27 protein-coding genes are annotated in these 24,573 nt (G+C 68.8%); 21 read left to right on the top strand and 6 right to left on the bottom strand.

All coding sequences use genetic code 11. The annotated features are described in order from the left end of the window. Positions 1-351: 351 nt before the first annotated feature. The 4 genes from IJH84_RS22295 to IJH84_RS22280 form a co-directional block, all read right to left on the bottom strand. The gene (locus IJH84_RS22295) at positions 352-1,104 is read right to left on the bottom strand and encodes a MerR family transcriptional regulator (protein WP_200072073.1); all 753 of its coding nucleotides are present in this window, start codon (positions 1,102-1,104) and stop codon (positions 352-354) included. A gap of 102 nt (positions 1,105-1,206) precedes the next feature. Next, positions 1,207-2,712 carry a tripartite tricarboxylate transporter permease gene (locus tag IJH84_RS22290; protein WP_200072149.1) on the bottom strand — a complete coding sequence of 502 codons (1,506 nt, stop codon included), beginning with the start codon at positions 2,710-2,712 and terminating at the stop codon, positions 1,207-1,209. Between the two features lie 22 nt (positions 2,713-2,734). Continuing rightward, positions 2,735-3,253 (bottom strand): tripartite tricarboxylate transporter TctB family protein, encoded by a 519-nt coding sequence (locus tag IJH84_RS22285; protein ID WP_295148578.1) that lies wholly within the window; start codon positions 3,251-3,253, stop codon positions 2,735-2,737. Continuing rightward, positions 3,250-4,233: a tripartite tricarboxylate transporter substrate binding protein gene (locus tag IJH84_RS22280; protein WP_295148573.1), complete on the bottom strand. Its 984-nt coding sequence runs from the start codon at positions 4,231-4,233 to the stop codon at positions 3,250-3,252. The genes IJH84_RS22285 and IJH84_RS22280 overlap by 4 nt, the downstream gene beginning before the upstream one ends. A gap of 180 nt (positions 4,234-4,413) precedes the next feature. On the opposite strand from IJH84_RS22280, the gene IJH84_RS22275 reads away from it, so the two are divergent. The 20 genes from IJH84_RS22275 to hypB all read left to right on the top strand — a co-directional run bounded on the left by IJH84_RS22275 (position 4,414) and on the right by hypB (position 19,326). Beyond that, a complete protein-coding gene (locus IJH84_RS22275; RefSeq protein WP_295148570.1) occupies positions 4,414-5,970 on the top strand; it encodes a sensor histidine kinase in 1,557 nt (518 codons plus the stop codon). Beyond that, on the top strand, positions 5,967-6,650 hold the full coding sequence (locus IJH84_RS22270) for a response regulator (protein WP_295148567.1): 684 nt from the start codon (positions 5,967-5,969) through the stop codon (positions 6,648-6,650). The genes IJH84_RS22275 and IJH84_RS22270 overlap by 4 nt, the downstream gene beginning before the upstream one ends. Positions 6,651-6,783: 133 nt before the next feature. Continuing rightward, the gene (locus IJH84_RS22265) at positions 6,784-7,704 is read left to right on the top strand and encodes a hypothetical protein (RefSeq protein WP_295148564.1); all 921 of its coding nucleotides are present in this window, start codon (positions 6,784-6,786) and stop codon (positions 7,702-7,704) included. Next, positions 7,704-8,177 carry a hydrogenase maturation protease gene (locus tag IJH84_RS22260; RefSeq protein WP_295148562.1) on the top strand — a complete coding sequence of 158 codons (474 nt, stop codon included), beginning with the start codon at positions 7,704-7,706 and terminating at the stop codon, positions 8,175-8,177. The genes IJH84_RS22265 and IJH84_RS22260 overlap by 1 nt, the downstream gene beginning before the upstream one ends. Before the next feature lie 133 nt (positions 8,178-8,310). Then, a complete protein-coding gene (locus IJH84_RS22255) occupies positions 8,311-9,384 on the top strand; it encodes a hydrogenase expression protein HypE (protein ID WP_295148558.1) in 1,074 nt (357 codons plus the stop codon). 13 nt (positions 9,385-9,397) lie between these two features. Continuing rightward, entirely contained in the window at positions 9,398-11,185 is a 1,788-nt protein-coding gene (locus IJH84_RS22250; RefSeq protein WP_295148554.1) for a nickel-dependent hydrogenase large subunit, read from the top strand. Positions 11,186-11,196: 11 nt separating this feature from the next. Next, entirely contained in the window at positions 11,197-11,730 is a 534-nt protein-coding gene (locus IJH84_RS22245) for a nitrogen fixation protein NifU (RefSeq protein ID WP_295148551.1), read from the top strand. A gap of 5 nt (positions 11,731-11,735) precedes the next feature. Continuing rightward, entirely contained in the window at positions 11,736-12,341 is a 606-nt protein-coding gene (locus tag IJH84_RS22240; protein ID WP_295148586.1) for a DUF5947 family protein, read from the top strand. Positions 12,342-12,363: 22 nt separating this feature from the next. After that, entirely contained in the window at positions 12,364-12,573 is a 210-nt protein-coding gene (locus IJH84_RS22235; RefSeq protein WP_233627977.1) for a hypothetical protein, read from the top strand. Then, positions 12,570-13,232, top strand: a complete 663-nt coding sequence (locus tag IJH84_RS22230; RefSeq protein WP_295148548.1) for a DUF6084 family protein — start codon at positions 12,570-12,572, stop codon at positions 13,230-13,232. The genes IJH84_RS22235 and IJH84_RS22230 overlap by 4 nt, the downstream gene beginning before the upstream one ends. Further along, the gene (locus IJH84_RS22225; protein WP_295148545.1) at positions 13,229-13,864 is read left to right on the top strand and encodes a hypothetical protein; all 636 of its coding nucleotides are present in this window, start codon (positions 13,229-13,231) and stop codon (positions 13,862-13,864) included. The genes IJH84_RS22230 and IJH84_RS22225 overlap by 4 nt, the downstream gene beginning before the upstream one ends. Positions 13,865-13,870: 6 nt before the next feature. Continuing rightward, positions 13,871-14,002 (top strand): hypothetical protein, encoded by a 132-nt coding sequence (locus IJH84_RS22220; protein WP_295148542.1) that lies wholly within the window; start codon positions 13,871-13,873, stop codon positions 14,000-14,002. A 113-nt stretch (positions 14,003-14,115) separates the two neighbouring features. Then, on the top strand, positions 14,116-14,730 hold the full coding sequence (locus IJH84_RS22215; RefSeq protein WP_295148539.1) for an SIS domain-containing protein: 615 nt from the start codon (positions 14,116-14,118) through the stop codon (positions 14,728-14,730). Then, positions 14,727-14,948 (top strand): HypC/HybG/HupF family hydrogenase formation chaperone, encoded by a 222-nt coding sequence (locus tag IJH84_RS22210; protein WP_200072060.1) that lies wholly within the window; start codon positions 14,727-14,729, stop codon positions 14,946-14,948. The genes IJH84_RS22215 and IJH84_RS22210 overlap by 4 nt, the downstream gene beginning before the upstream one ends. Positions 14,949-14,986: 38 nt before the next feature. After that, positions 14,987-15,640 (top strand): SIS domain-containing protein, encoded by a 654-nt coding sequence (locus IJH84_RS22205; RefSeq protein WP_295148582.1) that lies wholly within the window; start codon positions 14,987-14,989, stop codon positions 15,638-15,640. After that, on the top strand, positions 15,640-15,912 hold the full coding sequence (locus IJH84_RS22200) for a HypC/HybG/HupF family hydrogenase formation chaperone (RefSeq protein ID WP_200072059.1): 273 nt from the start codon (positions 15,640-15,642) through the stop codon (positions 15,910-15,912). Before IJH84_RS22205 ends, IJH84_RS22200 begins: the two co-directional genes overlap by 1 nt. 10 nt (positions 15,913-15,922) lie before the next feature. Continuing rightward, entirely contained in the window at positions 15,923-17,050 is a 1,128-nt protein-coding gene (gene hypD, locus IJH84_RS22195) for a hydrogenase formation protein HypD (protein WP_295148536.1), read from the top strand. Continuing rightward, the gene (hypE, locus tag IJH84_RS22190) at positions 17,047-18,135 is read left to right on the top strand and encodes a hydrogenase expression/formation protein HypE (RefSeq protein WP_295148534.1); all 1,089 of its coding nucleotides are present in this window, start codon (positions 17,047-17,049) and stop codon (positions 18,133-18,135) included. Before hypD ends, hypE begins: the two co-directional genes overlap by 4 nt. A 24-nt stretch (positions 18,136-18,159) precedes the next feature. Next, positions 18,160-18,489 carry a hydrogenase maturation nickel metallochaperone HypA gene (locus tag IJH84_RS22185; protein WP_200072056.1) on the top strand — a complete coding sequence of 110 codons (330 nt, stop codon included), beginning with the start codon at positions 18,160-18,162 and terminating at the stop codon, positions 18,487-18,489. Further along, a complete protein-coding gene (gene hypB / locus IJH84_RS22180; protein WP_295148530.1) occupies positions 18,490-19,326 on the top strand; it encodes a hydrogenase nickel incorporation protein HypB in 837 nt (278 codons plus the stop codon). Here the strand turns inward: hypB and hypF are convergent. Next, a complete protein-coding gene (gene hypF, locus IJH84_RS22175) occupies positions 19,319-21,607 on the bottom strand; it encodes a carbamoyltransferase HypF (RefSeq protein WP_295148527.1) in 2,289 nt (762 codons plus the stop codon). The two genes, hypB and hypF, sit on opposite strands and share 8 nt — an antisense overlap. A 147-nt stretch (positions 21,608-21,754) precedes the next feature. On the opposite strand from hypF, the gene IJH84_RS22170 reads away from it, so the two are divergent. Next, positions 21,755-22,873, top strand: coding sequence for an acyltransferase (locus IJH84_RS22170; RefSeq protein WP_295148524.1), 1,119 nt, complete (start codon positions 21,755-21,757; stop codon positions 22,871-22,873). 1 nt (position 22,874) lies between these two features. Here the strand turns inward: IJH84_RS22170 and IJH84_RS22165 are convergent, their stop codons facing one another. After that, the gene (locus tag IJH84_RS22165; protein ID WP_295148522.1) at positions 22,875-24,239 is read right to left on the bottom strand and encodes a S28 family serine protease; all 1,365 of its coding nucleotides are present in this window, start codon (positions 24,237-24,239) and stop codon (positions 22,875-22,877) included. Between the last annotated feature and the right edge of the window lie 334 nt (positions 24,240-24,573).

The following is a 24,573-nucleotide window of genomic DNA, read 5'->3' as shown; positions in this document are numbered from 1 at the left end:
CGTGCCGGATTCGAGGGCTCGGGCAAGTGAGCGCGCGGGCGTGCTGAGCGGTGCCGGGTCGCGACGGCTGCGCGACCCGGCTCCCCCGCCGCACAGGGTCGGCGGCGGGTTCGGCCGAGCAGGTGCAGCGGATCCGGCCGACGCGGCGCCCCGAGGGGCCACCTCGGACGCTCCGCCAATGCCGCCACGCCTCTAGTTCTGCATGCCCGAGTAGCCGTGTAGCGCTTCGCAGATCATCCACACCGCGAAGTCGATCTCGCCGGCAGCAGGGCGCTGACCAGCGGCACCGCGCTCGTGCTGACGCCCGTCGCCCGGCGCACTCGCCACCGCTACGTCTACCGTCTTTGCAGGTCAGTGCGCCCCATCGGGAGTCGTCCCGGGTTCGAGCAGCTCCGCGAGCCGGTCACCGAGCACTTCGGGGATGATCCGTTCCGCCGAACGCGCCGCCGCCGCGTTCAGCGCCGACATCGCCAGCGGCCGCAGCCGCGCGACCACGTCGGAGAACCGGGCGACCTCTTCGTCGTTGAGCGCCGCCCCGGCACCGACCCGCAGCACGTGTTCGCGCACCAGCGACACCAGCAGGGCCGAGACGCGGTCGACGTCCTGCTGCAACTGCTCGGCCAGGTCGAGCACTCGCGCCAGCGGAACGCCGAGCTGCACCAGCTCACGACCGGCTTCCAGCAGCTGCGGCGAAGGGGCCACGAACCGCGCGCCCCAGCGCTCCAGCAGCTTCTGGTCCAGGGCGCGACGGATGTTGCGCTGGGTCAGCTCGCCGCCGAACATCTCCCGCAGCTGCGGCAACGACACCACTTTCGGCGCCTGCTCCGCCCAGGAACGCCCCATCACCTCTTCCACGCCGAGCACGTCGGCGAGGCTGCGCCCGGACTCCCAGGCCGAGACCATCTCGTGGATCTGGGCGAAGGCGTAGCCGCGCTCCAGCATGTTCATGATCAGGCGCAGCCGGACTAGGTGCGCATCCGAGTAGATGGCCCGCCTGCCCTGCCTGCGCGGCGGCGGCAGCAGGTCCCGGTCCTGGTAGACCCGCACGTTGCGCACCGTCGTTCCCGCAGCGCGAGCCAAGTCGTCGATCCGGTATTCGGACACCCGCAGGATTCTAGTTGCTCCGTTGATCACGCGGGACCGGTGGCGGTGGCCCGTTCCGCCGGGGGTTCCGGAACGGGCCACCGCCTCCGCGCAGGGTGGGGCTCAGACCTCCACCCGGTCGGACTCGTGCTGTTCGTCCTGCGCACCCGGCCGACGCGGCAGCAACCGGGCCAGCAGCGGCCACAGCAGGATCAGCAGCACGATGACGTAGACCGTGATCGCGAACGGCGTGTTCACCAAACCGGTGACTTCGCCGTCACTGATCTGCAACGCACGCCGCATCTGCTGTTCCGCGGTGGGGCCGAGGATCACCGCGATGATCGCGGGCAGCACCGGAAGCCCGTAGCGGCGCATCGCGAACCCGATGAGCCCGATGATGAACAGCACCACCAGGTCCAGCGGCGAGCCACCGACCGCGTACGCCCCGATCGCGGCGAAGAACAGGATCCCCGCGTACAGGTACGGCCGCGGGATCCGCAGCAGCTTCGCCCACAGCGGGGCCAGCGGCAGGTTCAGCACCAGCAGCAGCACCGAGCCGATGAACATGCTCGCGATCAGTGCCCACACCAGCTCCGATTCCCGTTGGAACAGCAGCGGGCCGGGCTGGATGCCGTACTGCTGGAACGCCGCGAGCATCACCGCCGCGACCGCGGTGGTCGGCAGCCCGAGGGTCAGCATCGACACCATCGTTCCCGCGGCCGAGGCGCTGGCGGTGGCTTCCGGCCCGGCGACACCTTCGATGGCGCCCTTGCCGAACTCATCGCGGCGCTTGGACAGCCGCTTCTCCACCACGTAGGACAGGAACGTCGGGATCTCCGCGCCACCGGCCGGGATCGCACCGAACGGGAAGCCGATCACCGGCCCGCGCAGCCACGGCTTCCAAGCCCGCCGCAGGTCGTCGGAACCCAGCCACGGCCGCCCGACCGGGATCGCGTTCCCGGAGGTCTGCCGCAGGTGCGCGGCCACCCACAGCGATTCGCCGATGGCGAACAACCCGACCGCGACGATGACCACGTCCACCCCGTCGGCCAGGTGCAGGATGCCGAAGGTGAGCCGCTGCTGGCCGGTCATCTCGTCCAGCCCGATCAGCCCGATCGTCAGCCCGATCAGCAGCGAGGCGAACCCGCGGATGCGGGACTTGCCAAGCACCGAGGTCACCGCGATGAATGCCAGCACCATGACCGCCAGGTAGTCCGGTGCGCCGATGTTCACCGCCACCGAAGCAACGGTCGGTGCCAGCAGCGTCAACAGCGAGATGCCGACGATGGCGCCGACGAAGTGCCCGATCGCGGCCGCAGCCAGCGCTTGCGCGCCGCGGCCCTGGCGCGCCATCGGGTTGCCTTCCATCGCAGCCACCACCGCCGCGCTCTCCCCCGGCGTGTTCAGCAGGATCGAGGTGGTGGATCCGCCGAACATGCCGCCGAAGTAGATCCCGGCGAACATGATGAACGCCCCGGTCGGTTCCAGCGCGTAGGTCACCGGCAGCAGCAGCGCCACGGCCATCGCCGGTCCGATGCCGGGCAGCACGCCGATCGCGGTGCCCAGCAGCACTCCGAGCGCGGCCCAGACCAGGTTCATCGGGGTCAGCGCGGTGGCGAACCCCTGCATCAGCAAGTGCAACGAGTCCACGTCACAACACCCCCATCAGCGGACCGCCCGGCAGCGGAACCCCGAGCAGCTGGTTGAACAGCACGTAGGTCACGACCGAGAGCACCGCCGCGATCAGCGGGTCCCGCGCGGTGTTGCGGCTGCCGAGGGCGTAGGCCGAACCCCAGAACAAGATCATTCCGGACAGCGGGAAGCCGACCACGTTGATCAGCGCGGCGTTCGCGAGGAACGCCGCGGCCAGCAGCAGCACCGTGCGCCAGTCGCTCGGCGCGGTGAGGTCGATGTCCTCACCCGCTTCGGACTCGCCGCGCCCGCCGCGCAGCACATCCCGTGCCAGCAGGGCGGACACGACCAGCAGCAGCACGCCCACGACGATCGGCACCGTCTTCGGGCCGAGCGGCCCGCGCTGGGTGAAGTCGGAGGCGATGGTGGCGGCGTCGAGCAGCACGAGCACACCGAGCGCGGCCAGCAGCGCGCAGATGCCGAGTTCGGAGCGCTCCCGCAGCCAATCCCGCCACGAGGTTCCGGTGGTGGTGTTCATGCCAGTCCCAACTCCTTGAGCACCGAGACGACCCGGTCGTTCTCCTGCCGCAGGAACTCGCCGAACTGCGGGCCCGGCTGGAACGCGTCGGTCCAGTTGTTGCGCCGCAACGCCTCTTTCCACTCGGGTGTGGCGCTGAGCCTGGTGAACAGGTCGATCAGCTTGTTGCGGTCGGCCTCGGAAAGCCCGGGCGGGGCGACGATGCCGCGCCAGTTGGTGAACGTGACGTCCACGCCGGCCTCCTGGAGCGTGGGCGCGTCCACGCCGGGGATCCGCTGCGCTCCGGTGACGCCGAGCACGCGCAGCTCGCCGGCTTCGATCTGGTCCCGGTACTCGCCCATGCCGGACACGCCGAAGTCGACCTTGCCGCCGAGCACGGAGGCCAGCAGCTCCCCGCCGCCGTCGAAGGGCACGTAGTTGACCTGCTTCGGGCTCAGCCCGATCGCCTTGGCCATCAGCATCGGGGCCAAGTGGTCCGGCCCGCCCGGCGAGGATCCGCCGCCGACCGGGGTCTGCCCGGGATCACGGCGCCAGTCGGCGATCAGCTGGTCCAGCGAGTGGTACGGCGAGTCCTTGGCGACCACCACCACGTTCGGTTCCTCGACGAGCTTGGCGACCGGCGTGGTGTCTTCCAGCGAAACCGGCGAGTGGTTGGTGTAGACGCTGCCGACCACGCCCAGGCCCATCGACATCGCGAGCTTGCCGTTGCCGCGCTCGTTGACCACCCGGCCGAGCCCGACGGTGCCGCCCGCCCCGGGCAGGTTGAACACTTCGACGTTGCTGTTGAGCTTGGTGTCCTCCATCGCCTTGACCGCGGTGCGGGCGGTGACGTCGTAGCCGCCGCCTGGCGAGTTCGGCACCAGCATCCGCAAGCCGCGGATCTGGTCGGTGCCCTCGTCGGAGCCGGTGCTCATCAGCGGTGGCACCAGCAGCACGAGCAGCACCGAGAAGACCACGGAAAGCGCAGTGCGCAGCCGCACGGGGATCCCGCCTCTCCATCGTGGTGGGACGCAAGTGACGCGGGACATGCTGCACAGCGGCGGTCCGATTGTCTGCGTTGCGGACGTAACGGTGGTTTTGGTCGTTGTGTCACTGAGGCCGGGCGCGATCACAGCAGGTCAGCGGGTTACCGTCAGCATGGTCAACGAGGAGGTGGGCCGGTGCGGGGACCGCTGTCGCGCCAGTTCCTCGGCTGGCAGCTCGTGATCATCTTCCTGCTGCTGACCTCGATCGCGGTGTTCTCGGTGTCGCAGTCGGGCTCGTCGTTCCGGGCCACCGAGGGCCGCCGGATGCTGTCGGTGGCCGAGGACCTCGCCGCCACCGAGGGCGTGCGGATGAGCCTGCTCGACCCGTTCCGGCAGGACGCGCTGCCCGCGTTCGCCGAGAGCGCGCGGAGCCTCTCCGGTGCCGACCACGTGATCATCGCGGATCCGCGGGGAACCGTGCTCACCTCGCCCGATCCGGATCAGCGCGGCCAACCGCTGCCGCTGGGCGCGAGCACCGTGCTGTCCGGGCACGCATGGGTCGGCGAAGTCCGCGCAGGCGGAGTGGATTCGCTGGTCGCGCACGTGCCGGTGATCGGCCCGGGCGCGCGGGTGGTCGGCGTGGTCGCGGCGGGCCGGGAAACCCCGGACTTCTTCGCGGGCGTCAAGCGAGCGCCGGGCGAACCGCTGGGACTGCTGGCCTTCGCCGGGTTCCTCGGCATCGCCGGATCGATCCTGCTGGCGCGCCGGGTGAAGCGGCAGACGCTCGGGCTGGAGCCGCAGGAGATCACCCGCCTGGTCGAGCACCGGGAGGCGATGCTGCACGGCATCCGCGAAGGAGTGCTCGGCGCCGACCAGCAGAACCGGATCACCGTGGTCAACGACCAGGCGCGCGAGCTGCTCGCGCTGCCCGCCGACTGCGTGGGCAGGCACATCGACTCGCTGGGATTGGGCGACCGCGCACGCGACGTGCTCACCGGCCGCACCGGCGGAGTCGACCAGATCGTGCTGCGGCACGGGCGCGTCGTGGTGCTCAACCGGATGCCGCTGCCCGCGGTCGGCGCGGTGGTCACCATGCGGGACCGCACCGAGTTGGTCGACCTGCAACGGGAGCTGGCGGCGCACCGCACGACCTCGGACACGCTGCGGGCGCAGGCGCACGAGTTCACCAACCGGCTGCACACCATCTCCGGGCTGATCGAACTCGGCGAGTACGACGAACTGGCCCGGTTCGTCGACCGGGTCAGCCACACCCACGAACAGTGGCGCGCGGAGGTCGGCAGGCGCATCGCCGACCCGGCCACCGCAGCGTTGCTGGTGGCCAAGTTCAGCCTCGCCGCCGAACGGGGCGTGCAGCTGCGGCTCAGCGAGGACAGCGAACTCGGCGAGCTCGATGAGCAGCTGTCCGCGGACCTGACCACCGTGCTGGGCAACCTCGTGGACAACGCGCTGGACGCGGCCGAAGGCCCGGACGGCCGGATCGAAGCCGACCTGCGCCAGCGCGACGGCGCGATCACGGTCGGGGTCCGCGACTCCGGGCCGGGGGTGGCCCCGGAGATCGTCGAGGAGGTGTTCCGGCACGGTTTCACCACCAAAGCCGCCCGCGACGAGCAACGCGGCCTCGGGCTCGCGCTGACCAGGCAGATCTGCCGCCGCCGCGGCGGCGGGGTGGACGTGCGCAACGAACGCGGCGCAGTGTTCACCGCCCGGCTGACCTCGGAGGTGCGCGCGTGATCAAAGTGCTGGTGGTGGACGACGACTTCATGGTCGCCAAGATCCACAGCGGCTACGTGCAGCGGGTCGCCGGCTTCGAGGTGGTCGCCGTGGCGCATTCCGGCGCGGAAGCACTGCGCTCGGTCGCCGACCTGCGGCCCGATCTGGTGCTGCTGGACATCTACCTGCCGGACATGGACGGGCTCAGCGTGCTACGCGCGCTGCGCACCGACGACCAGCCGGCGGCCGAACCGGACGTGCTGGTGATCAGCGCGGCGCAGGACCTGGACACCGTGCGCGGGGCGGTCCGCGGCGGAGCGCTGCACTACCTGATCATGCCGTTCAGCTTCGACGCGTTGCGCGAGCAGCTGGAGCGCTTCCGGGAACTGCACGAGCGGTTGAGCGAGTTGCCCGGCGACGCACCTGCGGCGCAGCAGGACGTGGACCGGCTGTTCGGCACGCCGCAACGCGGGGCGAGCACGCCGAAAGGGCTCGCCAGCGAAACCGCGGCGGTCGTGCAGCGGGTGCTGCAGGGAACCGAGGGCGACCTGTCGGCCAGCGAGTGCGCGCAGGCCGCCGAACTCTCCCGCGTATCGGCGCGCAAGTACCTGGAGCACTTCGTCGCCACCGGCCGCGCCGAGGTGCGGTTGCGCCACGGCGGTGCGGGACGGCCGGAACGCCGCTACCGGTGGAGCCGCTGAACCGTCTCCCCCGGTCGCGTGCGTCGCCGTTGCGACCACCGGTCCGGCGGCTGACACTGCCGCTCGTCCAGCACCTTTCGCTCGCCCGCGGGCCGGCCGTGCGCGAGCTCGCACACCTCGGGGAGGTGGCCGCATGACGCTCAGCAAGGCCCGCGCGGTGGCGGACGCCGTGCTGTTCGAGGGTTACCTGCTCTACCCCTACCGCGCCTCGGCGTTGAAGAACCGGATGCGCTGGCAGTTCGGCGTGCTCGCGCCCCGCGGGGCCGGTGCGGCGGAGAACTGGTTCGCACGAACCGAATGCGCGCTCGAGGCCACCCCTTCGACCACAGTGGACATTCGAGTCCGCTGCCTGCAACTGCGCCACCGCGGCGGAGAAAAACCTTGGGACGAAGGAATCGTGCGCGAGTTCGCCGTGCCGGTGCCGTTGGCCACGCTGGAGCAACCGCGAACCGTCATGTTCGAGCTGCCCGCCGGAACCGACCGCCGGGACGGTGCGAACTGGCACCGCTACCGCGTTCCCGGCCTGATCCACATCGAGAGCCGGCGCGTGGAGCACTCCCGCGACGTGCGCACCATCCAAGTCCGGGTGGAGAACCGATCCGAGTGGACACCGAGCGCGGCCGACGTGCGCGAGGACGTGCTGCGCCGCTCGCTGGCTTCGGTGCACACCATGCTCGCCGTGCGCGACGGGAGCTTCCTCTCGCTGCTGGACCCTCCGAAGTGGGCGCAGGACATCGCGGCCGCCTGCCGCAACACCAACACCTGGCCGGTGCTGGTCGGCGACCCGCAAGACCGGGACGTCGTGCTGTCCTCGCCCATCATCCTCTACGACCACCCCGCCATCGCCCCGCAGAGCCCCGGCGACCTGTTCGACGCCACCGAGATCGACGAAATCCTCACCCTGCGCACGATGACCTTGACCGACGAGGAGAAGCGCGAGGTCCGCGAGACCGATCCGCGCGCCGCGGAACTGCTGGACCGCGTCGAGCAGCTGCCCGCTGAAGCCCTCGAACGACTGCACGGGACGCTGCGCTTCCCGCGGAACGAGCACTGATGCGCGTCCTGGTCGCCGGGATCGGGAACATCTTCCTCGGCGACGACGGCTTCGGCGTCCACGTCGTCGAACGCCTCGCCGAAAGCACGCCACCGGACGGGGTTCGCTTCGCGGACTTCGGAATCCGAGGACTGCACCTGGCCTACGAGCTCCTCGACGGTTACGACGTGCTGGTACTCGTCGACGCCATCGCAGGACGTGGCACGCCCGGCGCGGTATCCGTGATCGAGGCGGAAATGCCCACCACCGCACCGGATGTGCTGGACGCGCACGGCATGACCCCCGACGTCGTGCTCGGCCTGCTGCGCAAACTCGGTGGCACGATCGGCAAAACGTTCGTCGTCGGATGCGAGCCGGTGGATTGTTCCGAAAGGATCGGTCTTTCCACTGCGGTAAACGCCTCAGTGGACCAAGCCGTCGACCTCACCCGCGGCCTCCTCGACGAGATCATCGACTGCCCAGCGGCATCCTGACACCTTCGGACCACGGTGCCGGTGCGCAGCTAGATCCCCCTGCACCGCAACGAAACCCCGCCTACCGTCGGAACACGCCGCGGTCGTGGGGCACCGGATACGCACGCGGCCATCCGACCACACGAGGTGTGCCATGAGCGCGACATCGGCCGAGCAGGACTCGCCGCCGCGGGCCATCGACGAACTGCACATCCTCTGGACCTCCGAGGGAATGAGCTGCGACGGCGACACGGTCTCGGTGACCAACGCGAAGCTGCCGAGCCTGGAGGACGTCGTGCTCGGCACCGTGCCGGGTCTGCCGAAGGTCCACTTGCACAACAAGGTCCTCGCCTACGAAACCGGCGAGGACTTCATGACGGCGTTCCGCAAGGCCGAGCGGGACGAACTCGGGCCGTTCGTGTTCGTCGTGGAAGGCTCCATTCCGAACGAACGGATCAACGGCGACGGCTACTGGACCGCAATGGGCAACGACCCGGAAACCGGCGAACCCATCACGGTCAACGAATGGATCGACCGCCTAGCGCCCAAAGCGTGGGCCGTGGTGGCGATCGGCACCTGCGCCACCTACGGCGGAATCCACGCCATGGCGGGAAACCCGACCGGCTCGATGGGGCTTGCCGACTACCTCGGCTGGGATTTCCGCTCCGCGGGCGGACTTCCGATCGTCAACGTGCCCGGATGCCCGGTGCAGCCGGACAACTTCATGGAAACCCTGCTGTGGGTGCTGCACCAAGCCGCAGGGCTCGCCCCGACGATCCCGCTGGACGACCAGCTGCGGCCCACCTGGCTGTTCGGCAAGACCGTGCACGAGGGCTGCGACCGAGCCGCCTACTACGAACAAGCCGACTTCGCCGCCGACTACAACTCCCCCAAGTGCCAGGTGAAAATCGGCTGCTGGGGTCCGGTGGTCAACTGCAACGTCACCAAGCGGGGCTGGATGGACGGCATCGGTGGCTGCCCCAACGTGGGCGGGATCTGCATCGGCTGCACCATGCCCGGCTTCCCCGACAAGTTCATGCCGTTCATGGACGAGCCTCCCGGCGCCACGTTGTCGTCCACACTGCTGCGCGCCTACGGCCCGTTCATCCGCACGATGCGCGGAATCACCAACCACACCGCGAACAAGGAACCCAAGTGGCGCCGCAAGGAACCGGCGCTCACCAGTGGCTACGAGCCACGCTGGCCGAACGGCCGGGCACAGAGCTAAGGAGCCCTCCCGGATGACCACCCACCCCACCACGGACACCGAGCGGCGCACCCTGGTCGACGTCGAATTCGATCCGATCACCCGGATCATCGGCAATCTCGGGATCTACACCAAAGTCGACTTCGCCAACGGAGAAGTCGCCGAGTGCAAGAGCACCTCGTCGCTGTTCCGCGGCTACAGCGTGTTCATGAAGGGCAAGGACCCGCGCGACGCGCACTTCATCACCAGCCGGATCTGCGGGATCTGCGGCGACAACCACGCGGTTTGCTCGATCTACGCGCAGAACATGGCCTACGGCGTGAAGACTCCGCCGCTCGGTGAGTGGATCATGAACCTCGGCGAGGCCGCCGAGTTCATGTTCGACCACACCATCTTCCAGGACAACATGGTCTTCATCGACTTCTGCGAGAAGATGGTCGCCGAGACGAACCCGTCGCTGCTGCCCCGCGCGGAACGCAAGGACGCACCTCGCGGGGACGTGCACGGCTACCGCACCATCGCCGAGATCATGCGCGCCTTCAACCCGTTCGAAGGCGAGATGTACAAGGCGGCGCTGGAAATGTCGCGCATCACGCGGGAGATGTGCTGCCTCATGGAGGGCAGGCACGTTCACCCGTCGACGCTCTACCCGGGTGGCGTGGGAACCGTCGCCACACCGCAGGTATTCACCGACTACCAGGTCCGCCTGGTGCGGGTGCTGGACTTCATCAAACGCGCGGTGGCGATGAACGACGACGTGTTCGACTTCTTCTACGAAGCGCTGCCCGGCTACGAAGAAGTCGGCAGGCGTCGCACCCTGCTCGGCTGCTGGGGCTGCTTCCAAGATCCCGGCGTCGTCGACTACTCGTACCGGAATCTCAACGCCGCGGGAAACGCGATGTTCGTGACGCCGGGAATCGTGGTGGACAATCAGCTGATCACCACCGACCTGGTGGACATCAACCTCGGGATGCGGATCCTGCTGGGCAGTTCGTACTACGAGGACTGGACGGCCGAGCACACCTTCGTCGACCGCGATCCACTGGGGAACCCGGTCGACCAGCGCCACCCGTGGAACCAGACCACGTTGCCCGCGCCGCAGAAACGCGACCTCGACGGCGGCAATTACAGCTGGGTCATGAGTCCGCGCTGGTACGACAAGCGCACCGACGACCACTTGGCGCTGGACACCGGCGGCGGACCGCTGGCCCGGCTGTGGGCCACCTCGCTGGCCGGCAAGGTCAACACGCCCTACGTCCGTTCCACCGGCCACAGCGTGCAGATCGACCTGCCCCGCGGGCAGGGGCTGCCCGGCATGAGTCTGGAGTGGACACCGCCGAAGTTCCCGAACACCCTCGAACGCAACCGCGCGCGGATGTACTTCGTCGCCTACGCGGCCGGAATGGCGCAGTACTTCCTGGACCGCGCGCTGGCCGAAGTCCGTTCCGGGAACACCAAGGTCTTCGAGGACTTCACGGTGCCCGACGAGGCCATCGGCGTCGGATTCCACGAGGCCGTGCGGGGTGTGCTCTCGCACCACATGGTGATCAAAGACGGCAAGATCGCCAACTACCACCCGTACCCGCCGACTCCGTGGAACGCCAGCCCGCGCGACACCTACGGCACGCCCGGACCGTACGAGGACGCGGTGCAGAGCCAGCCGATCTTCGAGGAGAACGGGCAGGACGACTTCAAGGGGATCGACATCATGCGCACGGTGCGCAGCTTCGACCCGTGCCTGCCGTGCGGTGTGCACATGTCCCTGGGCAACGGTCGCGTGCTGCGGAAATCGCACTCACCGATGTTCGGCAACGGATCCTGACGAGGTTCGCGATGCCTTGGGACGACGAGGAAGCCCGCGACCGGGTCGCACGGACCGAGGCGGAACTGTCCGCTCTCGGCGCGGAGACCGGTCTCGTTCCCGCAGCGCAGGCGATGGAAGCCATCGCGCAGATCGTGGCGCTGTACGGAGAAGCACTGACCCGCATGGTCGATCACGCGCTCGAGTCCACTGAGGTCGTTGATGCGTTCGTCGGCGACGAGTTGGTGTCGCATCTTCTCCTGGTGCACGACCAGCATCCGCTGGATTGCGCGACCCGGGTGGAGATGGCGTTGCAGCAGGTTCGGGAACGAGGCGTCGGCGCCGAGCTCACCGGCCTTTCCGGGAACACCGCGCGAATCCGCTGCGAAACAGCGGGATGCCGATCGACGTTGCAGAACCTGCGCTCCGCCATCGAGGAACCGCTCGGGCGCCTCGCCCCCGAGATCGAGCACATCGAGATCGACGACGCGGGCGAGAACGGTTCACCGACCGTGATACCGGTCGATGCGCTGTTCACCGGTGGCCGCGTACCGGAAGCGGGGTGAGCCGGATGCCCGGCTCGGTGCTGCGCCGCATCGCACAGCAGGCGAACTCACGTCCCGCGGTTCGCGACGATTCCGCGCCGCGATGCGAACTTTGCGCGGACGCTTTGGACGAACGGCACCGGCACCTGCTCGACACCGGCAGCGGCGCGGTCTCCTGCGCGTGCCCTTCCTGCGGAGTGCTGTTCGACCACGGCAACGGTGGCGGGCAGCGCAGGCTCATTCGGTCACGACCTCGCCGGCTGGGCGATTTCGTGCTCGACGACCTGGCTTGGATCGCCCTCGGCGTACCCGTCGGCTTGGCGTTCTTCGTCCGAGACGGTGCGTCCGGTGCGGTCACCGCCTTCTACCCCAATCCGATCGGGACCATGCGAACCGACGTCGACCCGGAGTGCTGGAAGACCGTCACCGCATCGAACCCGCCGCTGTCCGATATGGACGACGACGTGGAGGCGCTGCTGATCGACCGCTTGCGCCAACCAGCGGAGTACTGGCTGCTGCCGCTGGACGAATGCCACCGCCTCACCGCCGTGCTGCGGACGCACTGGCGCGGTTTCGGCGGAGGCGCCGAGGTGTGGGAGCACATCGACCGGTTCTTCGCGCGGCTGCGCTGATCCGGGCAAGGAGGAGCGGAACATGAGCAAGATCGAAGTAGGCAGGTCCGGGATCCACCCGGACACTCCGTCGCACATCGACGGCATCGCGGAAGGCAATGAGACCGGCAACTACGAGAAGCAACCCGGGCACCTGCCGGACGGGCACGCCACCGCGCGCCGCTCCACCGGTGTCCGCGCCAAGGACCGGGATCCGATCCTGCCTTCGATGCCGAACCTGTCACCGTCGTGAACGCGCCGAACGCGGACGCGGAACTGGCATTCGCCGTTACCGAGGCGCGCGCAGCGGAACTCGCAGCGGTTCCCACATTGCGCTTTGCGGTCCGGGTTTCGGACACGACGGGCGTGCCGATCCAATCGATCACGCTGAGCACCGCCATCCGCATCGCGCCGGCGAAGCGGCGCTACAGCAAGCGGCAAGCCGCGCTGTTGGCCGACCTCTTCGGCGCACCGTCGCGGTGGGTCGACACGATGCGTCCGCTCACCTGGGCACGTGTGACCACTGTGGTGCCCGCGTTCACCGGTGAGATCGTCGCTGATCTGCCGGTGGAATGCGGGCACGACAACGAGCTCGCGGTCGCGAAGTACTTCCACGCCGTACGCGCAGACGAGGTACCGCTGCAATTCTTGTTCAGCGGCACCATATTCCACACCGACCGGCAAGGATCACTTCGCACCCGGCGCATTTCCTGGTCGAGCGAGGCGCCTTTCGCCCTCCCGGCGGAAGTGTGGCACGACGCCGTCTCCGGCCCGCACGGTCACCGATGGCTCCGGCTGTCCGGAGACCGGTTCGACGCGCTGTGCGCCTACCGCTCGCGACGCGGTTTGACGGATTGGGATGCGGTGGTGGATGCGCTCACCGCCGGCGAAGAGAACGGAACCGCCACATGAACCGCGATCGAGCTTGGCGCGCCGGAACCCGCGTTCGGCTGCGCCCATCCCAGCGGGCCGACATCGTCGACCTGGCGCTGACGGGCCGGACCGCGCTGGTGGATCGCATTGAGGTCGGCAACGACGGACGGATCCACGTCGTGGTCGTACTCGATGACGACCCCGCCCGCGTCCTCGGGCCGATGAGCCAGATCGGACACCGCTTCTTCTTCACACCGGAAGAACTCGAGCGGCTCGACGAGCCCGGCGACACCGGCCCACGAACACTCATCGCAGGGCTGGGTGACGGATTCAATCCGGCCGACGTATTCGGGTCCACAGTGGTACAGCGGCTGCGCACCGCCGAGCTCCCCGGGCGCGTCGACGTCGACGACTTCGGCATCCGCACCGGCGACCTCGTGCACGCGGCACGCGGATACGACGCGGCGCTCGTAGCGTGTACCCGGCGACTCGGGCACCAGCCCGCGACGGTGCGGCTGGTCGACTGCGAGGAACTCCCGCACGTGCACCACGTCGTCGCGTACGAACCTGGCGCCGGCGCGGTCCCCGAAACCGCCATCGGCGAGGCGGTGCGGCTCATCGGAGAACTCACCGCCGAACTCGCCGAATCGGCCACGCCAAGCGAGAGGTGAATCCCGTTGCACACCAGGACAAAGATCAAGCACCCGAACCTGCTGCTGATCGCAGGCGCGCTGACCATCGTGGCCATCGCGGGCATCGCCATGCAGCTGCCCGAGATCCTGCGCTACATCAGGATCGAACGAATGTGATCCGGTCCTTCTTTCAGGCGTCCCGATCGGACTCGGATTGTGCGCGGCGCACCCGCGGTCGACGCTGAAGGTCGTTTCCGCGCGACTCCCCCAGGACTCGAGGTGGCGCACGAATGTCCTGGCCATCCACCGACAGCGCCGGGCAGGCGCTGCAAGACCTGTTCGACCGCCGCGTCGAGCCGGTCGAACGCCTGCTCGGGGACGCCGAAGCGGTGGCGCGGGCCTGCCACGACATGGCACGGCGATTTCATGCGGGTGGCAAGCTCATCGTGTTCGGAAACGGGGGACCGAGCACGGACGCGCAGCACGTCGCCGTGGAATTCGTGCACCCGGTGATCGTCGGCAAGCGCGCGCTGCCCGCGTTGTCGCTGACTTCGGACGTCGCCACCGTCACCGGGATCGCCCGCGGCGCCGGGATCGACGAGGTGTTCGCGCATCAGGTCCGGTGCCTGGGCGAACCCGATGACATCGCCCTCGGGATCTCGGCCGACGGCGACTGCGAGAACGTGCTGCGCGGGCTCGTCGAGGCCGGCCGGCGCGGACTGCTGAGCATCGGGCTAGCGGGTGGCGAAGGCGGCGCGATGGCGGCCACCGGACTGGATCACGTGCTGGTCGCGCACTCCGACGATCCCCGTGTCGTAAAGGAAGTGCACGTGACGATCTACCACGTGCTGTGGGAGCTCGTGCACGTCTTCCTCGAGCAGCCCGGCGTCTGGGAAGCCGCATGAGCGCCGATCTCGGCAACTCCTGCGAGTCCGCCGAGTCCTGCGTCACTTGTTCGGACCAAGCCGTTGCAGTGCGCGTGGAGCGGCTGCTCGGTTCCGGGTTGGCCATCGTGTCGACCACGAACGGCCGCGAAGAGATCAGCGTCGGCCTGGTGAACGCCCGCGAGGGCGACACGGTGCTCGCGCACGCCGGCGAGGCCATCGCAGTCCTGAAGGAGTAGTGACCACTGTGGAACAATCCGCACCCGCCGGGGCGGAAATGCTGTATCCGTTCCTGTCGCCGACCATCGCGGACATCGACGCACTGCTGGTGGAAGTGCGTGAATCGACCAGGTCGAAAGCACGCGAGATCACCGAGCTGCGGGCGGAATTCCTGCGCCGCGACGGGGCTCGCATCCTCGCCTGCGCCGAAGCGATGGCCGAGCGGTTCGCCGGTGGCGGCCGGTTGCTGGCGTTCGGCAACGGCGGCAGCTCCACCGACGCGCAAGACCTCGCGAGCCTGTTCCTGCACTCCGACCCGGACCGGCGCTCGCTTCCCGCGTTCGGACTCACCAGCGACATCGCCGTGGTGACCGCGCTGTCCAACGACGTCGGCTTCGACGTGGTGTTCGCGCGCCAAATCGGAGCGTTCGGGCGCGCGGGCGACATCGCCATCGGATTGTCCACCAGCGGGAATTCCGCGAACTTGCTCGACGCTTTCGAGGCAGCTGCCCGGATGGGGATGTTGACCGTGGGGATCGCCGGAGACCACGGCGGACGAATGGCGGAATCCGCGAGCATCGAGCACCTCTTCGTGATCCCGTCCACCTCGGTGCACCGCATCCAGGAGGCGCAGACCACGCTGTACCACGCCCTGTGGGAACTGACCCTGCTCGCGCTCGGCGAGCCCGGAACGCTAGCGGGGAGAAGCTGATGTGCCTGGCGATTCCCGGTGAGATCGTCGAGGTACGCGGCGACGGCTCCGATCTGGCCACAGTGGACGTCGGCGGTGTACGTCGCGTCATCAACATCGGGCTGCTGAGCGAACAGCCGCCCGGACCCGGCGACTGGGTGCTGATCCACGTCGGATTCGCCCTGTCGGCCATCGACGAGCAAGAAGCGAAAGCCGTGCTGGAACTGCTCGAATCGGTCGGTCAGGCGTACGCCGACGAGCTCGACGCGCTGAGCGGCACGGACGTCGAGTAGAGGAGGGTCGATGCGTTTCGTCGACGAATACCGGGACGCCGCGAAAGCTCGTGCACTGGCTGCCGAGATCGCCAAGCTCGCGGACCCGGCGCGGGAGTACCGGTTCATGGAAGTCTGCGGCGGGCACACGCACGCGATCTACAAGCACGGCATCGAGGACTACCTGCCGGAGAACATCACGCTCGTGCACGGGCCGGGATGCCCGGTGTGCGTGATCCCGATGGGACGTGTCGACGACGCGATCCACATCGCGCGGCAGCCCGAGGTCTTGATGACCTCGTTCGGGGACATGATGCGCGTTCCCGGTGGCGACGGGAACTTCTTCGATTCCAACGCGGAAGGCACCAACATCCGCATGGTGTACTCCCCGCTCGACGCGCTGAAGGCCGCGCGGCGCAACCCCGGCCAGCACGTCGTGTTCATGGCGATCGGGTTCGAGACCACCGCCCCGTCGACCGCGATGACGCTGCTGCGCGCGCAGCAAGAAGGGCTGAAGAACTTCTCGGTCTTCTGCAACCACGTGACGATCATCCCGGCGATCAAGGCGATCCTGGACTCACCGGACCTGCGGCTGGACGGATTCCTCGGGCCCGGTCACGTGTCCACCGTGATCGGTTGCGCACCGTACCGGTTCATCGCCGAGGAGTACGGGAAACCACTGGTGGTGGCCGGCTTCGAGCCGCTCGACGTGCTGCAGTCGATCCACCTGCTGCTGGTGCAACTCGCCGAGGGCCGCAGCGAGGTCGAGAACCAGTACCGCAGGGTCGTGCCGTGGCAGGGAAACCGGACCGCGCTGGAAGCCATTTCCCGCACGATGCGGCTGCGGCCGTACTTCGAGTGGCGCGGTCTCGGCTTCATCTCGCACTCCGCGCTGCGGCTGCGCGAGGAGTACTCGCGGTTCGACGCGGAAGAGCGATTCGAGCTGCCCGCAGTGCGGGTGGCGGACCCGAAGTCCTGCCAATGCGGTGAAGTCCTCAAGGGAGTGCTGAAACCGTGGGAGTGCAAGGTGTTCGGCACCGCCTGCACGCCGGAGACACCGATCGGGACCTGCATGGTCTCCCCCGAGGGCGCTTGCGCGGCCTACTACAACTTCGGCCGGTTCAGCCGGGAACGCGTCCGGGAAGCGAGCAAAGCATGACCGAGAACCCGACCCGCGATGCGGAAGCACTCGTGCTGCACCGGATCGAGCGCGCCCGCGGAGCCCGGCCACGGATCAAGGAAGAGCGGATCACCCTCGCGCACGGCGCGGGCGGCAAAGCCACCCAGACCTTGGTCGAGGCGCTGTTCCTGGCCGAGTTCCGCAACGAGTTGCTCGAACCGCTCGGGGACGGTGCCGAAATCTCGTTGCCGCACAACAGGATCGCGCTCACCACGGATTCGTTCGTGGTGTCCCCGCTGTTCTTCCCCGGTGGGAACATCGGTGATCTCGCGGTCAACGGAACGGTCAACGACCTCGCCGTCTCCGGCGCGGATCCGCTCTACCTGTCGGCCGGCTTCGTGCTCGAGGAAGGATTTCCGGTGGCCGACCTGAAGCGCGTGGTGCGCGCGATGTCCGCAGCCGCGACCGCCGCCGGGGTCCGCATCGTCACCGGGGACACGAAGGTCGTGGACAAGGGCAAAGCGGACGGCTGCTACATCAACACGACCGGGGTCGGGGTCCTGTCCGGTTCCCACAGGCTCGGGATTTCGCAGGCACAGCCGGGCGATGCAGTGCTGGTGACCGGGCCGATCGGCGCGCACGGAGCGACGATCATGCTCGCCCGGGGAGAACTCGACATCGAAACCGACATCGTTTCGGACACCGCCGCGCTGCACGGGCTCGTCGCGAGCCTGTTGGACGACGTCCCCGGGGTGCGCGCGCTGCGGGACGCCACCCGCGGTGGAGTCGCCACCGTGCTCAACGAGATCGCGCGAGCCTCGGAAGTGGCCGTCGTCCTCGACGAAGGTTCGGTCCCGGTCGGCGGGCAGGTACGCGGAGCCGCGGAACTGCTCGGCATCGATCCGCTCTACGTCGCCTGCGAAGGGCGCGCCGTTGTCGTCGTCGACGGCTCGGAATCCGAAGCGGCACTGGCGTCGATGCGGAAACACCCGCTGGGGGCGGAATCGGCGGTGATCGGCCGGATCGGTGCCGACCCGCCGGGGATGGTGCTGGCCAACACGGCGTTCGGCGGTACGCGGGTGGTGGACCTGCTCGTCGGCGATCCGCTGCCGCGGATCTGCTGAGCTGGCACTGCGATCGGAGGCGCTGTGCACGAACTCGGCATCACCCGCGGTGTCGTCGAAGCCGTGCTCGATGCGGCCGGTGATGCCCGGATCATCCGCCTGCGGTTGGAGATCGGCCGGTTGTCCGGGGTGGTGACGGACTCGGTGCGGTTCTGCTTCGAGCTGGCCGCGGAGGGCACTTCGCTGGCCGGGGCGCGGTTGGAGATCACGGAACCGGGCGGGCGGGCGGAATGCCGGGCGTGCGGGCGCGAGTTCGAAGTGGACTCGGTGCTCGCGCTGTGTTCCTGCGGCAGTGCGAACGTCGCGCTGATCGCCGGACAGGAACTTCGGATCAAGGAAGTCGAGGTGGCGTGAATGTGCGCGACATGCGGGTGCTCGGACGGGTCGGCGCGGGTGGACGGCCGGGCAGTCGGTGCCGCTGATGGGATCGTCCCGGAACACCGGCAAGGCCTCGAAATCGAGCATGAGAACGGCGTAGACCACGACCATGGCCACGGGCACGGGCAGTCCACATCGGACTCATCGGCCTTGCTGCTGGAGCAGCGGGTGCTGGCCAAGAACGACGGCCTCGCGCGCCGCAACTCGGCGTGGTTCGACGACGCGGGTCTTCTGGTGCTCAACGTGATGAGTTCGCCCGGTTCCGGGAAGACGACACTGCTCGCGCGCACTCTCACGGAACTCGGACCGAAAATCGCAGTCTCGGTGGTGGAGGGAGACCAGGAATCCGACTTCGACGCCGACCGACTGCGCGCCACCGGCCGCGACGTCGTGCAGATCAACACCGGTGCGGGATGCCACCTGGACGCCGAGATGGTCGCCGATGGCATCCGCACCCTGCGTCCCGAACCGCGGTCGGTGATTTTCGTGGAGAACGTCGGGAATCTGGTGTGCCCGGCGTTGTTCGAGCTCGGCGAGCAGCACCGGATCGTGGTGGCCTCGACCACCGAAGGCGAGGACAAGCCGCTGAAATACCCGCACATGTTCCGCGCGGCGAACATGGTGCTGCTCAACAAGATCGACCTGTTGCCGCACCTGCGGTTCGATGTGGACAGGTTCGTGCGCAATGCGCAGCTGGCCAACCCCGCCGTGCGAGTGCTGCGCGTTTCAGCGGATACCGGTCAGGGGATGCGTGCCTGGTACGACTGGCTCAGCGAGCGGGTGGACGAACTGGCCGCGAACACCCTCAGCTGATCCGGGCTCCGGCAACGACGGCCTGCCCCAGGCTGATGCCGCCGTCATTGGCAGGTACCCGTGAGTGCGCCAGAACTCGGAACCCGTTGTGCTCCAACTCGGTGACCGCACGGTTCAAAAGCAGAGCGTTCTGGAAAACCCCGCCGGACAGCGCCACCGACGACAAGCCGGTGGATTCCCGCAGCAGCGAGCAGGTTTCTGCGATCAGACGGGCGACCGAGTTGTGGAAGCGGGCCGCCACGGACGGTGCAGGGATTCCCGCCCGCAGTTCGGTGACCACCGAACGCACCAGATCGGTGCTGCGCAGCACGAGCTTCCCACCGTCCACAACGGACCCAGGGGGTTCGCCGAGTTCGCCGGTTTCGCCAGGGTCGGCGAGCTGTTCGAGCTCGATCGCGGCTTGGCCTTCGTAGCCGACCTGATCGCGCACCCCGAGCAGGGCCGCGACGGCATCGAACAACCTTCCCGCGCTCGAGGTTCGCGGACACAGCTCCGGGTGGCCTGCGAGTTCGGTGACCGCGCGCCAATTCTGCCTGCGCTGCGCCAGTTCCGGCTCGGGACCGTCCAAGTCCGGGCAAGCGCGCAAGAACGCCGCGGCCATCCGCCATGGTTGCAGGATCGCGGCCCGGCCACCCGGCATCGCCACCGGCTCCAGGTGCGCGGCGCGCTGGAAACCGGCCAAGTCCGCGATCAGGAACTCACCGCCCCACATCGTCCCGTCGGTGCCGAAGCCCAAGCCGTCGAACGCCACGCCGAGCACCGGCCCCGCCTCCTCGTTGTCCGCGAGACACGCGGCGATGTGCGCATGGTGGTGTTGCACCCCGATCAACTCGATGTCCGGGACCAACTCGGTCTCCAGGAGGTGCTGGGCGTGCTTGGTCGAGAGGTACTCGGGATGCAGGTCGTGCGCCACCACCTGCGGGTCGATGCCGAACAGCTTGCGGAAGTGCTCGATGCCCGCCCGGAAGGAACGCAACGTCTCGAAGTTCTCCAAGTCGCCGATGTGCTGCGAGACGAACACCTCCCTGCCGCGGGCGAGCGCGAAAGTGCTCTTCAGCTCAGCACCGCAGGCCAGCACCGCATGCGGGAACTCCCACGGCACCCGCACCGGCTCCGGAACGTAGCCGCGGGAACGGCGCAACGGCATCGGTCGGCCGCGGAACATCCGCACGACGGAATCGTCGGCGCGGATGTGGATCTCGCGGTCGTGGCCGAGGAACTCGTCGGCGATGCCGGAGAGGGCGCCGAGCACCTCGGCGTCCTCGTGGCAGATCGGCTCGTCGGACACGTTTCCGCTGGTCAAGACGATCGGTCCGGCGAACTCGCGGAGCAGCAAGTGGTGCATCGGGGTGTAGGCGACGAGCACGCCGAGCTGCCGATTGCCCGGCGCCACCGAAGGGGCCAAGCCGGTGCTCTCCAGGCGATCCAGCAGGACGATCGGCGCTCGCCACGAGCTCAACACGCGCTCCGCGGCCTCGTCGACCGCGCACAGCCGCCTGGCTTCACGCACGCTCGGAACCATGACGGCGAACGGCTTCTCCGAGCGGTGCTTACGGGCGCGCAGCTCCGCCACCGCGGCCTCCGCTCGGGCATCGACGGCCAAGTGGAAGCCGCCGATGCCCTTCACCGCCAGGACCTCGCCGCGGCGCAACGCTTGCGCGGCCGCTGCGATCGGGTCGCCCGGGATGGCAGCTCCCGCGGCGTCGGACAGGTTCAGAGCCGGACCGCAAGCGGGGCAGCACACCGGCTGCGCGTGGAACCGGCGGTCGGCCGGATCGTCGTACTCGGCCGCGCACGCCGGGCACATCCCGAAATCGGACATCGTGGTCGCAGGGCGGTCATACGGGATGTCGCGGACGATCGTGAAGCGCGGGCCGCAATGCGTGCAGTTGGCGAACGGGTGGGCGAAGCGGCGATCCGCCCGGTCGGTCAGCTCGCGCAGGCACTCCGTGCACGTGGCGCTGTCCGGCGGGACGAAGGTGCTGCGGGAATCCTCCCGGCGGCTCAGCACGATCCGGAACCCGCGCACACCGAGCGGGGGCAGCGCAACGACGTCGATGCCGTCCACCACCGCCATGGGCGGCGCCTGGTCGCGCAGATCGCCGAGGAACACCTCGATCTTCGCGGCGGGACCTTCCACGTCGATGAACACTCCGTGGCCGTCGTTGCCGACGTGCCCGCCCAAACCGAGGCGGGAAGCCAACGCGTGGGTGAACGGCCGGAAACCGACGCCCTGCACGACACCCGCCACCCGGACCCGCCTGCGCACCCGATCGACCACTCGCCGAGTCTGCTGCCGCTGCGCCGAGGCGGCGAACGCTGCTCACCCCACCGGGCTAAGCGGAGTGCCATCGCCACCAGCTGCACCGCAGGGCAGCCGCGGGTCGGTAGCGAAAGCGGGCACAACCGGATTGGTACCGTGACCGGCGTGCCTGAAGGAACCACCGCCCCAGCACGCACTGCCTCGGGCACGAAGAGCCGCCGCAAGATCAGCTGGGACCTCGTGCGGGCCGGCTGCGTGCTGCTGGTGATGCTCTACCACGCGACTTTCCTCGGTGTGTACCTGCACCCCGAGCTGATCCCGCGCAAGATCGCGTTCCCGTACCAGGTGGGCGCGAGCCTGCTGCTGGTGATCTCGGCCTACTTCGCGTGCGTGACGATCGGGCGCGGTACGACGCTGCGTTACTGGTGGGGGCGGATCGCGCGGCTGCTGCCGCCGTTCATCGGCGCCGTGCTGGTCATCTTCCTGCTGACCCGGCTCGCCGCGATCGAGGGCTGGTTCTGGCCCACCTGGTACGACCTGACCTGGAACCTGCTCATGCTGTGGAACTGGCGACCGGCGGACTACGCGTTCATCGACGGGTCGCACTGGACTGTTCCGCTGCAGCTCATGGGGTTCACCGCGGCCGCAGTGCTGTACCGCAGCCGATGGGGGCACGGGCGGCGGATCCTGGTGGTGTTGTGGGCGGCAGTGCTGGTGCCGATGGCGCAGTGGCCGCTGCGGGTCTCCCAACCGCCGGAGCTGTACCGCACGATCGTCGACGGGATCGGCGTGCACCGCTGGCACCTGTTCGTGGTGGGCGTGGCGATCTGGCTGTGGTCGACCAAGCGGATCAGCTGGCCGCACTTCGCCGCGCTGCTCGGCTTCTGCATGATCGGACAAGCGCTGCACAACTACGCCGAAACGCCGGAGGGGCTGGTCGCCGACTGGGGCTCGACCGTGGCGGTGTGCATCGGGATGGTCGTGATCGCGTTGACCGCACGCGGGCCGGACTGGAACAAGGTGGTCTCGGGACGGCCGGCGCGGGCCGTGCAGTGGTTCGCCGGGATCTCCTACGGCGTATTCCTGACTCACCAGAGCGTCGGCTACCTGGTCTCGCGCGAGCTCCAAGACCTCGGTTTCGGGCCGACGCTGCAAACCGCGGGGTTCCTCGTCACCGGTGTGTTGCTGGGCTGGGCGCTGACCAAGGTCGTGGAACGGCCGATGCACCGCTGGCTGATGAAGGGCTTCGACCGGCTGGCCGCCCGGCGGACCGCTCAGGCTTGAACTAGCGGGGCATCCGCGGCACGACCGGACGGTCCAGTTCGGTGTGGAGCGGAGCAGGTGGCCGCTCGACACCCGCCCACCGACGCACCGTCCCCTCGGCCTCGGCGCGTTGCTGCGGCGGCAGGTTCTCGATCTTCGAGCCGTGGTTGCCACCGGGCACGGTGTAGCGGTAGGAATCCCGGCTTCCCGGACCGAGACGGAACGGCTCCGCGCTCCACGGGTCGTTGCCGCCGTTGACGAACATCAACTCCGAACCGCGCCCGCGAACCCAGGCGTCCACCCGCGCCATCGCGCCCGGGCGGAAACGCATCTCGATCTCCCGCGGGACGAAATCGCGCGGCCTGCCGATCTCCGGGTCGTGCAGCAGGTCCGCCAGCGGCTCGTGCGAGATGTCCTGCCAGCCGAGCTGGGTGCCCGCCTGGTAGTAGTACGGCACGTAGGAGTCCAAGCCCTGATCGGTGTAGGTGCCGAACTGCACCGTCTCGTCGAAGAAGGCGTACAGGGCGTCCGTGCTCGCCGACGGCGCGGGAATCTTCGGGCAGTCCTGCTGGCCGCGGTACTGCCAGAACGCGAACGGGGCATCCACGACCACCGCCTCCAGCGCACGGTCCACGTCGCCGACGATCCGATCGAAGGTCATGCCACGGGACTCGGCGTAGGCCGCGTACTTCGCGCGCATCTCGTCGCGACGCAGCAACGCCTCCCGCTGCACCGTCGTCAGCGCGCGGCGGCACGCCGGATCGGAACCGACGTTCGCGAGGAACTCGTCGTAGCGGTCGTCGTCATTGTCCACGTCGTTCGGCGCGACATAAGCGATCGTTGCGGCGACGTCACGCGGGTAGAAGTGGCGGTGGTAGACCGCGGTCATCCCGCCCTTGCTCGCGCCCGTGGTCAGCCAGTGGGCCGAGTAGACCGAACGCAGCGCCTCGATCACCCGGTGCTCGTCGGTCGCCGACTGCCAGATGTCCAGATCGGTCCAGTCCGCGGGCTCCGGGCGGGACGGGGTGAAGAAGCGGTGTTCCAAGGACACCTGGTTGCCGTCCACCAACCGTGTCGGCTCGGCCCGCGTCGGCTGCTCCGGCAGGTCGTAGCCGGTGGTGTGGGCGACCGTGGGGCGGTCGAAACCGCGGTGCAACAGGGTGAGGCGCTGGACGAAACCGCCTCGTTCCGGATGGTGGTGATCGGCCGGTTGCGCGAAACCCAGATCCAGCAGGCGGAAGCCGGACTCGGTGGGCCGCTCGCCGAACACCGTCAGGCCGGGCACCGATTCCAGGCGAATCCGCAGCTCATCCACGGGTTGTGCCGCGGCCGGCACCCCGGCGAGCAACATGCACCCGGCCACTACCGCTGCCAGCCAGCCACGCACCGCGCCTCCCCATGACCATCGATCACGACGAACCTAATGGGTAACGGATCGGCACAACACCCGCGGAAGACGTGGCCGGGCAGCCGTCGCGGCAGGCCGAGCTGCGCGCCGGCCGCCGAGGCCGGGCCGTCCGAGCTGACGACCCGGGCCTCGTGGACCTCGGCCTGCGGACGCACCAGCGCGCCCGAGCTCAGGCACGCCAGTGGAGATCGCAGGCGCGGATGGTGGTTCAGCGGGAGCTGGCCGACCCCGCCTCGGCGTTCGCCGCGACCGCGGGCTCCGGTGCCTCGGCCGCCTCCGCCTCGGCCGCCTTCGCCGTGAGGCCGCGCTGGCG

It is taken from the genome of Saccharopolyspora sp. (genome assembly GCF_017434145.1).
In the GTDB taxonomy this organism is placed as follows: Bacteria; Actinomycetota; Actinomycetes; order Mycobacteriales; family Pseudonocardiaceae; genus Saccharopolyspora_C; species Saccharopolyspora_C galaxeae.
Note: the sequence above shows the minus strand (reverse complement) of the source record. Positions and strands in the feature narration are given on the sequence as shown.